The 15,755-nt window shown below is 31.3% G+C and carries 18 protein-coding genes; 8 read left to right on the top strand and 10 right to left on the bottom strand.

The features are described 5' to 3' along the window. Position 1: 1 nt before the first annotated feature. From ACQYZ7_RS04035 to ACQYZ7_RS04045, 3 genes are read left to right on the top strand one after another with little or no spacing between them, the layout of a single operon-like run. Positions 2–394 (top strand): VOC family protein, encoded by a 393-nt coding sequence (locus ACQYZ7_RS04035; protein WP_430728497.1) that lies wholly within the window; start codon positions 2–4, stop codon positions 392–394. 35 nt (positions 395–429) lie between these two features. Beyond that, complete coding sequence (locus ACQYZ7_RS04040; protein WP_430728498.1) at positions 430–711, top strand: TM2 domain-containing protein; 282 nt, start codon at positions 430–432, stop codon at positions 709–711. A 25-nt stretch (positions 712–736) separates the two neighbouring features. Continuing rightward, positions 737–1,099 (top strand): hypothetical protein, encoded by a 363-nt coding sequence (locus ACQYZ7_RS04045; protein ID WP_430728499.1) that lies wholly within the window; start codon positions 737–739, stop codon positions 1,097–1,099. 34 nt (positions 1,100–1,133) lie between these two features. Here ACQYZ7_RS04045 and ACQYZ7_RS04050 read toward each other — a convergent pair whose 3' ends face one another. The 4 genes from ACQYZ7_RS04050 to ACQYZ7_RS04065 all read right to left on the bottom strand — a co-directional run bounded on the left by ACQYZ7_RS04050 (position 1,134) and on the right by ACQYZ7_RS04065 (position 6,089). Then, a complete protein-coding gene (locus tag ACQYZ7_RS04050; RefSeq protein WP_430728500.1) occupies positions 1,134–2,006 on the bottom strand; it encodes a cupin-like domain-containing protein in 873 nt (290 codons plus the stop codon). Positions 2,007–2,100: 94 nt separating this feature from the next. Further along, a complete protein-coding gene (locus ACQYZ7_RS04055) occupies positions 2,101–4,629 on the bottom strand; it encodes a TonB-dependent receptor (protein WP_430728501.1) in 2,529 nt (842 codons plus the stop codon). Next, positions 4,619–5,530, bottom strand: a complete 912-nt coding sequence (locus ACQYZ7_RS04060; RefSeq protein WP_430728502.1) for a FecR family protein — start codon at positions 5,528–5,530, stop codon at positions 4,619–4,621. Before ACQYZ7_RS04060 ends, ACQYZ7_RS04055 begins: the two co-directional genes overlap by 11 nt. Positions 5,531–5,579: 49 nt before the next feature. Continuing rightward, complete coding sequence (locus ACQYZ7_RS04065; protein WP_430728503.1) at positions 5,580–6,089, bottom strand: RNA polymerase sigma factor; 510 nt, start codon at positions 6,087–6,089, stop codon at positions 5,580–5,582. Between the two features lie 128 nt (positions 6,090–6,217). Between ACQYZ7_RS04065 and ACQYZ7_RS04070 the strand changes: the two genes are divergently transcribed. The 4 genes from ACQYZ7_RS04070 to ACQYZ7_RS04085 all read left to right on the top strand — a co-directional run bounded on the left by ACQYZ7_RS04070 (position 6,218) and on the right by ACQYZ7_RS04085 (position 9,477). Further along, on the top strand, positions 6,218–7,270 hold the full coding sequence (locus ACQYZ7_RS04070) for a hypothetical protein (protein ID WP_430728504.1): 1,053 nt from the start codon (positions 6,218–6,220) through the stop codon (positions 7,268–7,270). A gap of 117 nt (positions 7,271–7,387) precedes the next feature. Then, the gene (locus ACQYZ7_RS04075) at positions 7,388–8,161 is read left to right on the top strand and encodes a membrane metalloprotease (protein WP_430728505.1); all 774 of its coding nucleotides are present in this window, start codon (positions 7,388–7,390) and stop codon (positions 8,159–8,161) included. Positions 8,162–8,184: 23 nt separating this feature from the next. Then, a complete protein-coding gene (locus ACQYZ7_RS04080; protein WP_430728506.1) occupies positions 8,185–8,772 on the top strand; it encodes a porin family protein in 588 nt (195 codons plus the stop codon). Between the two features lie 108 nt (positions 8,773–8,880). Continuing rightward, positions 8,881–9,477 (top strand): methyltransferase domain-containing protein, encoded by a 597-nt coding sequence (locus ACQYZ7_RS04085; protein ID WP_430728507.1) that lies wholly within the window; start codon positions 8,881–8,883, stop codon positions 9,475–9,477. A 16-nt stretch (positions 9,478–9,493) separates the two neighbouring features. Here ACQYZ7_RS04085 and bioB read toward each other — a convergent pair whose 3' ends face one another. Beyond that, entirely contained in the window at positions 9,494–10,591 is a 1,098-nt protein-coding gene (gene bioB, locus ACQYZ7_RS04090) for a biotin synthase BioB (protein ID WP_430728508.1), read from the bottom strand. Between the two features lie 106 nt (positions 10,592–10,697). Then, complete coding sequence (locus ACQYZ7_RS04095; RefSeq protein WP_430728509.1) at positions 10,698–11,861, bottom strand: beta-ketoacyl synthase N-terminal-like domain-containing protein; 1,164 nt, start codon at positions 11,859–11,861, stop codon at positions 10,698–10,700. Between the two features lie 88 nt (positions 11,862–11,949). Between ACQYZ7_RS04095 and ACQYZ7_RS04100 the strand changes: the two genes are divergently transcribed. Continuing rightward, positions 11,950–12,387, top strand: a complete 438-nt coding sequence (locus ACQYZ7_RS04100; protein WP_430728510.1) for a cytochrome c oxidase assembly factor Coa1 family protein — start codon at positions 11,950–11,952, stop codon at positions 12,385–12,387. On the opposite strand, the gene bioA is transcribed toward ACQYZ7_RS04100, so the two are convergent. From bioA to ACQYZ7_RS04120, 4 genes are read right to left on the bottom strand one after another with little or no spacing between them, the layout of a single operon-like run. Further along, entirely contained in the window at positions 12,373–13,638 is a 1,266-nt protein-coding gene (gene bioA / locus ACQYZ7_RS04105; protein ID WP_430728511.1) for an adenosylmethionine--8-amino-7-oxononanoate transaminase, read from the bottom strand. The genes ACQYZ7_RS04100 and bioA overlap by 15 nt on opposite strands. Further along, the gene (locus ACQYZ7_RS04110; protein ID WP_430728512.1) at positions 13,619–14,764 is read right to left on the bottom strand and encodes a hypothetical protein; all 1,146 of its coding nucleotides are present in this window, start codon (positions 14,762–14,764) and stop codon (positions 13,619–13,621) included. Before ACQYZ7_RS04110 ends, bioA begins: the two co-directional genes overlap by 20 nt. Further along, a complete protein-coding gene (bioD, locus tag ACQYZ7_RS04115) occupies positions 14,765–15,373 on the bottom strand; it encodes a dethiobiotin synthase (RefSeq protein ID WP_430728513.1) in 609 nt (202 codons plus the stop codon). It abuts the gene before it with no gap. Beyond that, complete coding sequence (locus tag ACQYZ7_RS04120; RefSeq protein WP_430728514.1) at positions 15,370–15,750, bottom strand: DUF2007 domain-containing protein; 381 nt, start codon at positions 15,748–15,750, stop codon at positions 15,370–15,372. Before ACQYZ7_RS04120 ends, bioD begins: the two co-directional genes overlap by 4 nt. Between the last annotated feature and the right edge of the window lie 5 nt (positions 15,751–15,755).

Genomic DNA, 15,755 nt, shown 5'->3' on the forward strand with positions numbered 1-15,755 from the left:
AATGAAGAAAAAAGGTAGAGTAATAGGAATAGGAGGAGTTTTCTTTAAAACCGAAGATACTAAAGCAACAAAAGATTGGTATAAGAACAACTTGGGCTTTAATACCGATGATTGGGGTTGTACTTTTTGGTGGAAAGATAATGAAGGTAAAAAAGCTTCAACACAATGGAGTCCGTTTAGTAAAGACACTAATTACTTTGAACCTTCTAAAAAAGACTTTATGTTTAACTATCGAGTAGAAAATTTAGTAGAATTACTAGAAGAACTAAAAGAAAAAGGAGTCACTGTTATGGACAAGGTAGAAGAGTACGATTATGGCAAGTTTGGATGGGTTGTAGATTTAGATGGAAATAAAATTGAACTATGGGAGCCAAAAGACGAAGCTTTTTTATAAATTTAGCACCGTCTAATAAATAAAGAAATAAAAAAATGAATGTAATTGATGAAAATGGGAATACTGTTCCTAATCAAGAAAGTAAACGTGTGTTAGCAGGTGTTTTAGGTATCCTTTTAGGTGTTTTTGGAGTTCATAAATTTGTGTTAGGATATACTAAAGAAGGTGTAATAATGTTGTTAATAACTATCTTAACTTGTGGGATGGGTGGTTTTATAAGTAGCATAATTGGTTTAATAGAAGGAATTATGTATTTAACAAAATCTGATGAGGAGTTTGTAGAAACTTATCAAGTGAATCAAAAAGGTTGGTTCTAAACATTCTTTTTTAATATTCTATACTATGTCTGATGATAAAAATACAAAGGATAACTTAGATAAAGCTAAAGAAGTTATGGATAACGTAACAGAAAAAGCAAGTGAGTTGGCTGGAGAAGTAAGTGAGCATTTAGTAGACATGGTAGAAGATGTAAAAGAAAAAGTTGAAGAAATTGTTTCTGATAAAAATGTTCAAAAAGCTAAAGTTAAAGCAAACGAATTAGCTGATGAAGCTAAAGAAGTGTTATCTGATTTAACAGAGAAAGCTTCTGAGGTTGTTGGAGAAGTTAGTGAACATGCAGTTGATTTTGCTGAAGAAGCAAAAGGTGAAATTAAAGAAACAAAAACCAAAACGAAAAGTTTTTTTCAAAGACTCTTTGGAAAATAAGGATAAAAAAGAAAAGCGCCAATCGGCGCTTTTTTTATGATGCAATATTATTTGCTTTATTTGTTCTAACAACAGCTTGTTCGTTTTTCCAGTCAATCCATTTTTGACCTTTAATACGGCGCATAACATTATCTATCGTACGCATAACAAAAAGATTGTAAACGGCTTTTCCTAAGTTTTTAGGGTTACGAGCAATAGCACGTAAACTCATTGAAAAACCAGGAGTTAAATAACGCATATAGTGCCAATATCCTTCAGGCATATATAATACATTACCATGCTCAATTTCAGCAACATGACCTTTAGCGTTTTTAAGTGCAGGCCATTTTTCAAAATCAGGATCGTTAAAATCAATATCTTCACGAGTAATTAATGAATGAGGAATTTTATACAAGAATTTATTTTGTTTTTGATCAAACAAAATACATCTCTTCTTTCCTTCAAAATGAAAATGAAAAATATTTGCTAAATCAATATCGTAGTGCATAAATGTATACGAATCACGTCCTCCAAAAAAAAGCATTGGTAAACCTTTCATTAAACGTAAACCAAAATCTGGAAAAGAGAAATCTTTTTGTAGTTGTGGAACTTCTTTTAAAACATTCCATAAGAAAATTCTAAATTTAGTAGGCTCACGTTTAAGTAAATCTACATACTCACTCATTTTCATGGTTGCATGAGGCTCATTAAAACCATCCTTATAGTCCACAGGCCTATCGTCGTATAAAGGAACAGTTTTGTCACCTGCTACTTCTTTCATATAATTTAAAGACCATTTGGAATATGCTGGCCAATCTTCAATAAAACGCTCAATAACTACAGGTTTTTGAGGCTTGAAGTATTTTTCTATGAAGTCTTCTTTAGTAATGGTTTCTACTCTGTCTATTTGTTGCAACTGTAATCCCATACATTCAATTTTTTCGAGAAGCAAAGTTAAGAAATTGTTACGACGTTTTTTTGAGTTAACAATGTTAAAAAATTAGGTCAACCTTTAATGGTGTTTAAAAATTGATTCTAAAGCTAAGATTAGGAGTAAAGGGTAATGAGTAGGTATTTATTTCCTTAGCATTGTTTATGTTGTTTTCATCAACAACATAATACGTGTTTATTATATTTTTTCTATTAGTAACATTGGTGAAACCAATTCTTATAGTAGACTTTAGGTCTTCTGAAAGATTGAAATCATAGCTTCCTGAAGCATTAATTCTAAAGAAATTTGTATGCCTTTCTTTGTTAGGGTTATCATAGTTTACTATAGTTCTGTTACCGTCTTGTATTGTTTCATGATCTTTTATAGGTTTAGTATATGGCGTTCCTGAGCGCAAAATACCCCCAAGAGAGAACTTGATGTTATTGGTAATATTATAATTTACAGCACTACTGAAAGAGTGTGTAATATCTAAACTACTAGGAAAAGTGTCTGGTGTAAAGGTTTTAAAAGTATAGTTGTTTTTAGCAAAAGTATAACTCAACCAGCTGCTAAATTTTTTAGTTTTTTTGTTAATTAAAAATTCAATGCCTTTTACTTTGTATTCTCCTATAGAATTCAGCGTTTGTACATTGTTGTAAAAACCTTGATTAGCAACGGTTATACCATTAACAAACTTATAAAACCCTGTAATGTCTATCTGTAAATTATTTTTAGAGTATTCAGCACCAAAAGAAACTTGCTTACTTTTAATAATTGGAGTTTTATCATCGTCAGCCAAAACCCATCTTCTTTTTTCAATACCTAAAAAGTTATCTTGAAAGTCTATTTTTTGTGTAGTTGTTTGGTTTTTAAACTCTCCTTCTAATTTTAAAAATAAACTATTAGTAAGTTGTTGTTTTAGGTTAATTCTGGGTTCTATGATAAGTTTATTAAAATCGTGAAAGTAATTTGCACGAAAACCAACTCTTGCATACGTATTGTTTTTGCGATAAGTTACTTCAGAAAAAAGGGCAGATTTAAGTAAAACTTCTTTTACAGATTTAGAGTATGTAGGAGCATTTACTGTTGTTTTATTAGCAACACCTATTTCATTAAAAACAACACCATTAGTAAGTTGAAAAGCCTCTGAAAAACGAAGGTTAGTACTAAACTTAATTTCAGTTTCTAAAACATTGTTGAACTGAGTTTGAAATTGATCTGTTTCTTTATTGAAATCTGATGAGTTTATTTTATAATTTGAAATAAAGGTAGAGAACTCTGTAGAAAAGTCAGGTGACCAAGTGGCATTCCAACTAATATTTGCTCCAATGTTTTCTTGTTTTAAATTGCTGTTTTCTTCTACTGTTGAATCATCGCTTGCATATTCTTCTGTGTACTCTAAGTTATTTTTGATGTTTATTAAGTTCGCTCTTAATAAATGATTTTGATTTATATTGTACAATACTTTAAAAGAATAATCATAAAAATAGAAATCAGTTGAAGTTTCATTTTCTTTGTTGGAAGCTATGGAGTTTTCTTGAAAGCTTCTACTAAAGTACTTGTCATAGGTTGGGGTGTCAAAAAAATCAGTGTAAGATCTTCTTGCTGAGGCATGGATTCCTAATTTTTTAGCTATAGGAACTTGCACGAAAGCATCAGCACTAAGTAAATTAAAACCAGCACCTCCAGAAAACGTATCCGTAATTTTGTTGTTTGTTTGCATGTTTACAGTACTTGAAACACCATCGCTAAATTTTGTACTTGTACCATTTTTGGTCACTGTAGCTTTTTCAGTTAAATACGGATTATACGCAGAGATTAGACCAAAAAAATGACTTGTGTGATACATTTTAATTCCATCCCAAAGCATTAAGTTTTGATCGTTTGTCCCTCCTCGAACATTGATGTTCGATACACTTTCATTCACACTTTCTACACCAGGAAGTACTTTAATAGTTTTTAAAATATCGGGTTCTATTAAACCTGGAAGGATTCCAAATTTTTTAGTTTTTAAAACAGTACTTCCATCAATGTTTTTTTGAAGACCAGTAGTTAAAAAGTTAGGAATAATTACTTCTGATAACTCTTCTGACAAACTTTCTAGGTGTATTTCTTTACATAAGTTTTGAGAGAATAAATCTTTTGCTGGTAGTGTAACAGGTTTGTATCCGACATAAGAAATAGTAATGTTTTCATTCGCAGGAACTGAATTGATATTGAATTCACCATTATCATCAGATGTAGTCCCATTATTAGTATTGTTAACTAAAATAGTAGCTAAAACCAATGGATCAAGTGTGTTACTATCTACTATCGTTCCACAAATAGGAATTTTCTTTTCCAAGTATGATACAGTAATAAACTGATTATCTAAAGTTTTAAAATTAAAGATGGTAACAGACTCTAAGTAGTTTATAGTTTCAGATAATGATAAGCTATCATCAGGTTTAGCAATGTATACATTTTCTAAATCCTTATCGGAATAAGTAAAAGTTACCTGATGCTTTTTTTCAATTTCAACTAAGACATCTTTCAGTAAAGTTTTGGTAATAATGTCCTGTGCCTTGATAGCAAAGGAAAATAGGAAGAGAAATAAAAAAGTAGTTTTTTTATTGACCATTCTTGTAAATAGTGATTCTTTTTTCTTCTATTTTATATGATAATTGTAAGGGAATTGTAACTGCTTGCAAAGCTACATTTATGTCTTTATGGGTAAAACCACCTGTATAAAGTTGTTCTAAATTAACACCCTTAGTTTTTATAACATAACCATATTGGTTTTGTAAATCGTCTAGCACAAATTGTAAAGGAGTACTTTTAAAATTAGACTCATCTTGTAACCAAGATTTATTATTAATATTAAAAGTATTTAAAGTGTCAATTTTACCATTTATAACCTTAAATATTTTCCCCTTAGCTAATTTAATTAGTGAGTTGTTGTAGTTTACACTAACTAAACCTTCGTAGGTTTTTACTTCAAAATAATTATTTCTTTCTTTAACGTTAAATTGGGTTCCTAAAACAGTAATTTTTCCAACAGAAGTATTTACGGTAAAAGATTTTCCTTTTTTGACTTTAAAAAAAGCTTCTCCTTTAAGTTGTATGTCTCTACTGTTTTTCCAATCCTTTTTGTTGAAAGATACAGTAGAATTTGCATTTAAAATCACTTCAGATTCGTCTGGTAAGTTAAAGGTTTTTGTTTCTGCATATTGCGTACTAAAGTTTACTGAATTATTGAAAAGTAAGAAATAAGAAGAAACTAGTAAAACAATAACTGCGGCAGCATATTTATAAAAGTTCTTGTAGTTTAAAGGAACAACCTTGCTTTTTTTAGTAGCAACTTTTCTCAATTCAAATTCTTTAAGAGCCTTTTCAAGATCCACTTTAGGGGTTTCTATTTGTGAAGAATAATGTGCTATTTTTTCAAGATTTTTAAAGTTTTTATCTTGTTTTAGTAGAGACAGTTCTTCATCAGATATTTCTCCGTTTAACCATTTTAATATGTATTGTTCATCTTTCATTTTGTGCTTAACTAACTTTTAGACAATAAAGAAGTAAATTTCCCTACCCTTACAATAATTCTATTTTAGATCTTAGTTTTTTTAATGCTGAAGACATTCTTTTTTCAACAGCTTTTTGAGAGATACCTAATAACTCAGCAATTTCTCGATATTTTTTACCATCTATTCTATTCATTAAAAAAACTTCTCGCTCAGCTTCTGTTAAGTTTTCAATAGCATTTTTTAATTTGTTTTTAAATTCTTCTTCTTCTAATAAATACTCCGGACTCTGATTATTTATATCTAAATAAGGAGTGTTTTTAGCATAATTTAAAACAACTTTTTCGTGCTTCAATTTGTTTAAAAAAAGGTTGTTTACACTGGTAAATAAATATGATTTTGCTTTTTCATATGATATTTCTGAACATTTTTCCCACATTTTTAAAAAAGCTTCTTGTATTAAATCTAGGGCAGTATCTTTATCATTAGATTTATAAGATGAGAAGTTTGTAACGAATTGAATATTAGTTTTGTAGAATTCATTAAAATCTTCCTCGTTACATAATGATTTTTTAGACATATGAATGCTTTTATAGAGTTAAAATAGAAAAAAAATCGAAAACAAAGGTAGGGTAAAACGATTTATAGTTTTCTAAAGGACAGAAAGAGCTCAAAAAATAAATGTTTAAAAAATTAAAATTTATTAAGATGAAAACGATAAAATTAGTAACCATAATTACATTAACTACTTTGACAATTTTTACCTCTTGTCAATCAGAAGAAAACGAACAAATAGGAAATAATCCAAATGCGATTGCTCCAACTTCTGAAGTTGCAAAAAAGTTTAAACGAACAGGAATGAATGATGGAGGTAAAGACGATTTTTTAGATGGAAATTCATGTGCAGAGTTGATATTTCCAGTTACAGCAACTGTGAATGGGATTGAAATAATCATAAAAAATGAAGTAGATTATGAGTTAGCTTTAGAAATAATAGATGAATTTAATGATGATGATGATACAGTAGCGTTTAAGTTTCCAATAAAAGTAAAGTTAAACGACTATACAGAAGTTAGCATTACATCACAAACTGAATTAGAAGAATTAAATAGAAAATGTGATGAAGCTTCTGATGATATGGAAGATGCAATCTCTTGTGCAAAAATAGATTTTCCAATATCAATTCTAACTTATGATATTAATTTAGAGCAAACAGGTGCTGTTGTAATAGAATCAGAAGAGCAGTTGTATAGTTTTGTAGATGATTTAGATTCAGACGACTTATTTTCTGTAAAATATCCAATAACTGTAACTTTAAGTGATGGTACATCGGTAGAAATTAATAATGACTCTGAGTTTGAAGATGCTGTTGAAGAGTGTATTTCTTATGAAGAAGCAGAAGAAGCGGCAGAAGAGTCAGCTGATGAATTAGAAAGTATAGTTAGTAAAGCTACTTTTAAAGTAGAAAGCTTTGTTACAGGTGGTGTAGATAAAGTAGAAGACTTTGCTGCATATACTATAGAGTTTACAAATGATGAAAAATTGATAGTAAAAAACACTATTGACACAACTCAAGAAGATATTGAAGGAGAATATGATGTAGATTCAGATACCAGAGTACTTTTAGAAGTAGAATTTGGAACTGGAACAGCCGTAAGTGCTTTAAATAATGAATGGGTTGTAACCACTTACACAAGTACTTTGTTAACATTGCAAAGTAAAACAGATACTTCAGTAACGCTAACATTTAAAAAGATATAAAGAATTAAAGAACTCTTAAATTAGTTGATTTTGGAACTTTATGGCTACTCTAGTAGTAGCCTAAAGTTTTAAAAATCAACGATAATAAAATTACGTAAGTAAGGTAAAGGAATAATAATGAGAAAAAAGTTTTTTACAGTTTTACTATTCAGTGTTTTATTTGGGGCATGCTCTACAGAAAGTGAATCAATAGTTAATGATGATGTTGAGGTTGTAAAAGAGAATAGAAAACCTACAGGAGTATCAGCAAATGATTTGTTATCAGACAATATCTATAAAAAGATGATTGTAGAGCTAGCTTATATTGAAGGTTTTGAGCCTACAGAAGAAGCAAAGAATAATTTTAAAAGCTTTATTGAAGAAAGAACTTTTAAATCAAACGGAGTAGAGTTATATACGAAACTAATACCTGATACTGGAAAAGAAGTATATACAATTAATGACATTGTAGCTATAGAAAATCAGTACAGAACTTATTATAATACACAAAATACTATAGCGGTTTGGGCATTATTTGTAAATGGTAAATCATCAAAAGACTCAGATTCTTCTTTTGTTTTAGGTACTGCATACTATAATACGTCATTTGTAATTTTTGAAGAAACTATTAGAGAACTAAGTAATGGTGCATTTGAACCAGAAAGAAGTTTGTTAGAATCTAGTGTAATTCATCATGAATTTGGTCATATTCTAGGACTTACAAATTTAGGAACTCCTTTACAGTCTAATCATGAAGATGCGGAGCATCCGAAACACTGTAACGAGGAAAATTGTTTAATGTATTGGGCAGCGGAAACAAGCCAAGGTATAGGAAATATATTTTCATCAAATCAAATACCAACTTTAGATAGCCAATGTATAGCAGATTTACAAGCTAATGGAGGAAGGTAGATTATAAAACTAAATCGATAAAAATGAGAAAAAATCAGTTAATACTATTATTTATAGCAATGATTAGTGTGTCTATATACGCACAAAATGATGATAAGAAATCTAAAGTTGGTATTAAAGGAGGATATAATTTATCAGCAGTGAGTTTTGATGGGGATTCTGAAACAGCACAACTACATGGGTTTCATATAGGTTTTTATGGAGAATCGTTTATAGGTAGTAATGTTTCACTTCAATTGGAATTACTGTATTCGCAACAAGGATATAAGATTATAGATGGAGGAGGTACATATAAACAGAAGTTAGATTACATCAACCTTCCACTAATGGTAAAACTGTACCCATCACAAAACTTTTTTTTAGAGATAGGACCTCAAATAGGGCTTTCAATAGCACATAAAGAAATTTTTGATAGTGGCTTTATACTGTATGATACCTCAAAAGAGTTTGATCCTAGAAATTTTGATTGGGGTTTGAATTTTGGAGGTGGTTTTAAAACAAATAGCGGAGTAAGTTTAGGAGTAAGATACCATTTAGGATTAAATGATATTTATGATGAAGATAAACCCAAAAATAGAGTCTGGCAGTTTTACATAGGGTTTGACTTCTAATAAAAAGCGATGTTTAAAACATCGCTTTTTTATTTCTATCAATTTTAACATAAGCAACAAGGCTAAATACATTATTCTTAAATTTGTGAGTATATTAAAGTCAATGCAATGATTGAATTATCCGAGACGTTTTGGAACAATAAATACCTACATAATAAAACTGGATGGGATTTAGGAGAGATTTCAAATCCGTTAAAAGAATATTTTAGTCAATTAGAAGATAAAAGCATTCGGATTTTAATACCTGGAGGAGGGAACTCATACGAGGCGGAATATTTATTCAACAAAGGATTTAAGAATGTTTTTGTAGTTGATATTGCTGAAGAACCTTTAAAAAGAATACAAAATAGAGTTCCTAACTTTCCAAAAGAAAATTTAATTCATGCTGATTTTTTCGATTTAAAAAGTTCTTTTAATGTAATTGTTGAACAAACTTTTTTCTGCGCTATAAATCCTGAATTACGACCAAAGTATGTGCAAAAAGTAAATGAATTATTAACCGACGAGGGAAAGTTAGTTGGCTTGCTGTTTGATGCAGTACTAAATGAAGACCATCCGCCTTTTGGAGGAAGTAAAAAAGAATATGAAGGATACTTTATACCATATTTTAAAGGAAGTATGGAACCTTGTTACAACTCATCGGGAAGCAGACAAGGAATGGAACTATTTATTAAAATGACAAAAAAAAACGTCAAATTAATTTGACGTTTTTTTTATTTAATTAGGCTCTTACTTCTTTAGCCTCTTGCTTTTTTTGTTCGTTACGTTCAATCTTATGATCTGGTCTCGTCCATTTTGGTTTTTCACCCAATGCTTCGTATTGAGAATTCTCTGCTTCAACAGATTCTCGTTGTTCGTGTTTAAAGAACGGTTTCTGAGTGTTTAACCCTAAATCTTCAAACATTTTCATATCCTCGTTAATGTCAGGGTTTGGAGTAGTTAATAATTTATCTCCAGCAAAAATTGAATTAGCTCCTACAAAAAAACACATTGCTTGACCTTCTCTACTCATTTGCGTTCTACCTGCTGATAAACGCACTTGTGAGTCTGGTAATACGATACGAGCCGTAGCTACCATACGAACCATTTCAAAAATGTTTACAGGAGGTTGCTCTTCTAACGGAGTACCTTCTACTGCTACTAATGCGTTAATAGGTACAGACTCAGGGTGTGGAGAAAAACGAGTTAAGGTTTCAAGCATTCCCGCTCTATCTTCTAACGATTCTCCCATACCAATAATTCCCCCAGAACAAACAGTTACATTTGTTTTACGTACATTTTCAATCGTATCTACTCTATCTTTAAAGGCACGAGTAGAAATTACATCGTCGTAATAATCCTCTGAAGTATCAATGTTATGGTTGTATGCATACAGACCAGCTTCAGCTAAACGCTTTGCTTGGTTTTCAGTCACCATTCCTAACGTACAACAAACTTCCATGTCTAGTTTATTAATACTACGCACCATTTCTAACACTTGGTCAAATTCAGGTCCGTCTTTTACATTTCTCCAAGCTGCTCCCATACAAACTCTTGATGAACCACCTTCTTTTGCGCGTAAGGCTTGTGCTTTTACTTGGTTTACAGTCATCAAATCATTTCCTTCAACATTGGTATGATAACGTGCTGCTTGCGGACAATATCCACAGTCTTCAGAGCATCCACCAGTTTTAATAGAAATTAAGGTACTTACTTGTACAGTGTTTGGGTCGTGATATTTTCTATGCATAGTTGAAGCTTCATACAAAAGCTCCATTAAAGGCTTGTTGTATACTTCTAGAATTTCCTCTTTCGTCCAATCGTGTCTAATTTCAGTCATAAATTCGAGTTGTTTGTGGTGGTAAAAATAAAAAATTCCGCTTCGAAAGCGGAATTTTATGAGTCTTATTTTTCTTCGGAAGGAGAATTGCCTTTATCGATTGCTTTTAAGTGTTTTTCGTTGTAATTAAAACAGAAACCGCATTCCCCCCAAAACCAACAGCATTTACTAATATTTTATTGAGTTTTTTAGGAGCTTGTTGAGGTTCAGTAAAAGGAACTTCAATTACTTGTTGATGTTGTATCATTAACATTGCTAACTCTAAACTTAACAAGCCAGAAGCACCAAAAGTGTGACCAAGTTTCCATTTATTAGTAGTTAAAAAAGGAGTTTTGTTACAAAATACTTTTTGAATTGCATTAATTTCAGACTGATCTCCTTTAATGGTTCCTGGTGCATGCATTACAATGGCGTCAATTTCATCAGGAGAAATTGTTCCTAAAGCCATTTTCATCGATTTTTGAAAACACTCAGCGTTTGTGGTTACAGAGGTGTTGTGTTTTAGAACTTCGGTAGCATATCCAATTCCTTCAATAAAAGCTAAGGCATTTTTTTTCTCTCCTTGTTCTAAACAAAATACCGAAGCAGCTTCTCCCAACACCATGGTGTTTTTCGTTTTATTTAAGTCAAAAGCCTTACATGGATATCCGTTTTTTTCTTTGGAATATACTTTTAAAGCCTGCATTTGTGCGATGGTAAAATCGGTCAATGAAGCTTCGCTAGCACCAATCATAAATTTTTCTGACATCCCCGATTGTAACCAAGCAATTCCATTTAACAAGGAGTGTAATCCTGTTGAACAGGTAATGGAATGTGAAATTTCTGGCCCGTTACTTTGCAAATCGTGAGCTATCCAAGAAGAGATATTTCCTAAGGTAGTTGTTGGAGAGCTTAATGTAGATGATTTACCTGTTGCTAAAAATTCTTTGTGGTATTTTTCAAACAAGGAAGTTGCGCCACGAGAAGAACCAATATTAATTCCGAAGTTATCAGAAGCTTTCCAGTTTGTTTGTTCCATTGCTTTTCTAGCAACAAAAAGAGTGTACAAAACAGACGGGTCTAAATTTTTGTATTTATTATCAGAGTTTCTAACACCTTCAATAGCACGTTTATCTTCATCAGGTAATTGTGCTACCCATGCTTTGGAATCTTCAAAGTCTTTAAAACTTAAAAAATGTTGATTATTTAGATAACACTCCCATATTTTTTCAGGAGTACTTCCTAAGGCAGAAACAGAAGCAAATGATGTTATTGAGATGAGTTCTTTCAACACGATAAAATTTCAGCAAAAATAAAGGTAAAATCAAGTATTCTAAAGAAAATAAAAATATTTATCTTGGTATAAAATTATTAAAGTTATGAGTGAGCAACGTCAAAAAAGTTGGTTTGGAAGAAATTGGTTGTGGTTTATACCATTAACGGGGTGCCTAGGGTTTATTTTATTAATTGTTTTAGGTGTAGGAGCGGCATTTTTTGGAGTGTCAAAAATAATGACAAATTCAACCCCTGTTGAATATGCTATTGAACAAGCATCTAAAAATAAATTGGTTATTGAGAATTTAGGAGAACCGATTGAACAATACAGAATTCCCTCTGGAAATATTTCTCTTACTAACGACGATGGAAATGTAGATTTTTCCATTCCTATAAGAGGAAATAAGGGAGAAGGTACTTTGGTAGTTAGAGGAATTAAGGTAGATGGAGAATGGATTTACGAAGATTTATATGTGATAATTAAAGAAACCCAAGAAGAAATTAATTTACTAGAGAAAGAAAAGATTCTAGAGAGTATCTAGAACCTTTTCAATTGTCATATATACTTTGTCAAGTTGTTTTTTAGTAATCACATAAGGCGGTTGAATGTAAATGGTGTTTCCTAGCGGACGTAAGAAAACTCCATCATCCATAAAAGATTTTAAAAGTTGGTCACGTAGCGTTCCGTAACGACCAGAGTTGGTGTTTAAATCGATAGCTAAAATGACACCTTTGTGTCTCGTAGAGGTAACTTTCGGATGGTTTTCAATTTTCTTAGCAAAAGCCTTGTGAGTATTTGAAATATACTCAATATTATCTTGAATTTCTTTGGTTTGCAATAACTCAATACTTGCTAATGCCGCGCTACATGCAATTGGATTAGCAGAATAGGTATGACAATGAAAGAAACCTTTAGCAGTGTCGTTGGCTAAAAAAGCAGTATAAATTTCTTCGGTACACGAAGTAATTGACATCGGAACCAAACCAGCTGTTAGCGCTTTGCTTAAGCATATAATATCAGGCTTTGTAGTGATTTCATCAGAAGCAAAATTGTTGCCCGTTTTTCCAAAACCTGTCATTACTTCATCAGCAATGGTTAAGATATCGTTTTTTTTGCAAATCTCTAAGATTTTATTCAAATCTTCAGCGTTATGGATTTTCATTCCAGCAGCACCTTGTACTAAAGGTTCATAAATGAATCCGGCAATTTTATTTTCTGAAATTATCTGCTGTAATTGTTGTGCGATAACTTCATTATTTTCTCCATTCGGAACAGGAATACGTTGAATATCCATTAAAAAATCTTCAAAGGGTCCATTGTAAACGGATAATCCAGAAACAGACATGGCTCCAAACGTATCGCCGTGAAATCCATCTTCAAAAGCAATAAAGGTAGTGCGCTTTTCACCTTTATTAAAATAGTATTGTAATGCCATTTTAATACCTGCTTCAACAGCTGTAGAACCATTGTCATTAAAAAAGATTCTATTTTGATTTTCAGGAAGTATTTTAATGAGTTCTTCTGATAATTTTACCGCGGGTTCATGGGTGAAATCGCTAAACATTATTTGATCTAATGTTTGCATTTGATTGTAAACTCGACTGGTGATAAAATCGTTACAATGTCCAAACATACAGGTATACCAAGAGGAAATAGCATCGATATATTCGTTTCCGTGCTCATCGGTTAGTATGCATCCTTTTGCTTTTACAATACCCAAACTATTAGGGTGTGTTTGGTGTTGTTTTAGTGGATGCCACAGGTGTTTTTTATCACGTTCTTGTAAGTTCATATGTTTTATTCTTTTGAAAAAGAGCTGTCAAATGTACAATAGAAATGCATAAAACTACGCCAAAATAAGCAAGAAACAATAACCACATAATAGGGGTTGAAAACAATTCAGAAAAAAATGCAGGAAATACTAAAAAGAGCTCAGAAGCGAGAAAGAAAAAAGCGTAAGAAATCCAAGTGCTTTTATGAATGTTTTTATTTAATTCTATCCAAATAAAAGGAAGATACATTCCTAAAAAGAGTAGATGTAACCAAGCAATTAGCATAAACCTATTGGTTACTACTAAGTTTGAAAAGTAAGGGATACTACCAAAACAGTTCAAAATTCCAATTAATAGTAGAATTCCAAAGAATAATTGGTATTGTAATTTTTGCTTTGGAAATGAATTTTTAAGGTTGAAAAGTATTATGATTAAAATTCCAGCACTAATCCCTCCTGCAATTTGAATAGCCAGATAACTGAAGCTATATTTTAATGAGTGCGCATATAGTAAGATCAAAGAAAAAACTATAAGTAGAATTTGTTTTTTTGATAGCTTAATTGCTGTTTTTTGAAAGAGTATGGCAAGCATCCAAAGGAAAAATGAACCGAAATATTGAAAGTGTAAATAGAAAAAAATAGCTTGTTGATACCATGGTGAAGCTTGCATTTTCATTGCCATTAACGGACCTAAAGCATACGGGCCTATTGATGATATAAAATGAAAAATAATCCCCATTTTAATTAGTGATAAATCTGATTTTTCACCTATCAATCGCTTCCATAACCTAATAGTAAGCCAGTAGCTAAACCATAAGTGTAAAGTCGAAAATAAAATGGTGACTAAAACGTACCCTTGAATAATAAACCCTACTAATAAAACAGCAACGCAAACTTGTAATGAAAGATATAGGTAGTAGGATGTTTTATCGATTCCGTTAGTAAATCGCGTGAAAAGTAATACGATTAAAGCGTTGAAAACAAACCCTAATAACATGATGTGAGAATGGGAGTGTAATACAAATTTAAAAGGAAAGTTGGTAATACTACCAGTAAAAGCATACCGCAAGACTAACCCTATAACAGCCCCTAAAAAACCAAAGATTAAAGGGAAAGACCAAAGATGTTTTGCGGTAACAGGTTTCATTTATAATTTATCTTTAAATAGTTCTGCGTATTCTTTAATCACATTTTTATCAAAGTAAGGCTCTTCCTCAATGCGTCCGATTATGGGAACATTTGTCATTTTTTTGATAATATCTTCGGTAGTTTTATGTTCGTTTCCAGAAAAGATTAAAGAAACATCAAATCCTTTTTCTTTTAGTAAGTTTACCGTTAATAATGTATGATTGATACTTCCTAAATAATGACGAGAAACTACAATGACTCTATAATCAGGTTTGATAACATCTAACAAGGTGTTTTTATCATTTAAAGGAACGAGTAAACCTCCAGCACCTTCAATAACTAGATGGTTTTTTGTTGAAGGTTCTTTAATTTTGTTGATATCAATGGTAATCCCATCGATTTCTGCAGAAGCATGCGGACTCATAGGTGTTTGTAAAGCATATGAATTTGGATGAAAAACAGATGTTGAGTTTGAAATCAGTTTTTCAACTTTATGAGTATCGGAAGAGTCTAAATCACCCGACTGAATTGGTTTCCAATAATCAGCTTTTAAAGCTTCGGTTACGATGGCAGAAACGACAGTTTTGCCTACTTCTGTAGATATTCCTGTGATAAAATATTTTTTCATTTAAAAATTGTTTTACAATCGTTGCAGATTAATTTTCTACTTTCAAAAAATGGGAAGAGCATAAAAAAGATGTTCTTACGTTGTAAATCGGCAACTAATATTTTTGTTGAATTACATTTAGGACAATGAATATTGTTTTCGTTTTCATCCTTCGTGTAATCTCTTATTTCGTTATAAATAGTAGCAGCTTTTTCTAAATCATTGTTGTGTACTAGTAATTTTACCCCACCAATAGCTTGACTGATTAAAGGATCAGAGTCAATTGTTTTTTCATCCATTAGTATAGTTTTAATATCTTCTGATTCTAATTTAGCTTTTATTACTTGTGCTTCAGAAGAGTATTCGAATACCGCTAAAATGGTGTGATTATCTTGCATCGTAT

The sequence above is a fragment of the Tenacibaculum sp. SDUM215027 genome, from assembly GCF_050566205.1.
GTDB lineage: Bacteria > Bacteroidota > Bacteroidia > Flavobacteriales > Flavobacteriaceae > Polaribacter.

Coding starts and splice junctions, on each gene's coding strand:
- ACQYZ7_RS04035 (WP_430728497.1), top strand. CDS start 2: ATGAAGAAAAAAGGTAGAGTAATAGGAATAGGAGGAGTTTTCTTTAAA.
- ACQYZ7_RS04040 (WP_430728498.1), top strand. CDS start 430: ATGAATGTAATTGATGAAAATGGGAATACTGTTCCTAATCAAGAAAGT.
- ACQYZ7_RS04045 (WP_430728499.1), top strand. CDS start 737: ATGTCTGATGATAAAAATACAAAGGATAACTTAGATAAAGCTAAAGAA.
- ACQYZ7_RS04050 (WP_430728500.1), bottom strand. CDS start 2,006: ATGGGATTACAGTTGCAACAAATAGACAGAGTAGAAACCATTACTAAA.
- ACQYZ7_RS04055 (WP_430728501.1), bottom strand. CDS start 4,629: ATGGTCAATAAAAAAACTACTTTTTTATTTCTCTTCCTATTTTCCTTT.
- ACQYZ7_RS04060 (WP_430728502.1), bottom strand. CDS start 5,530: ATGAAAGATGAACAATACATATTAAAATGGTTAAACGGAGAAATATCT.
- ACQYZ7_RS04065 (WP_430728503.1), bottom strand. CDS start 6,089: ATGTCTAAAAAATCATTATGTAACGAGGAAGATTTTAATGAATTCTAC.
- ACQYZ7_RS04070 (WP_430728504.1), top strand. CDS start 6,218: ATGAAAACGATAAAATTAGTAACCATAATTACATTAACTACTTTGACA.
- ACQYZ7_RS04075 (WP_430728505.1), top strand. CDS start 7,388: ATGAGAAAAAAGTTTTTTACAGTTTTACTATTCAGTGTTTTATTTGGG.
- ACQYZ7_RS04080 (WP_430728506.1), top strand. CDS start 8,185: ATGAGAAAAAATCAGTTAATACTATTATTTATAGCAATGATTAGTGTG.
- ACQYZ7_RS04085 (WP_430728507.1), top strand. CDS start 8,881: ATGATTGAATTATCCGAGACGTTTTGGAACAATAAATACCTACATAAT.
- bioB (WP_430728508.1), bottom strand. CDS start 10,591: ATGACTGAAATTAGACACGATTGGACGAAAGAGGAAATTCTAGAAGTA.
- ACQYZ7_RS04100 (WP_430728510.1), top strand. CDS start 11,950: ATGAGTGAGCAACGTCAAAAAAGTTGGTTTGGAAGAAATTGGTTGTGG.
- bioA (WP_430728511.1), bottom strand. CDS start 13,638: ATGAACTTACAAGAACGTGATAAAAAACACCTGTGGCATCCACTAAAA.
- ACQYZ7_RS04110 (WP_430728512.1), bottom strand. CDS start 14,764: ATGAAACCTGTTACCGCAAAACATCTTTGGTCTTTCCCTTTAATCTTT.
- bioD (WP_430728513.1), bottom strand. CDS start 15,373: ATGAAAAAATATTTTATCACAGGAATATCTACAGAAGTAGGCAAAACT.
- ACQYZ7_RS04120 (WP_430728514.1), bottom strand. CDS start 15,750: ATGCAAGATAATCACACCATTTTAGCGGTATTCGAATACTCTTCTGAA.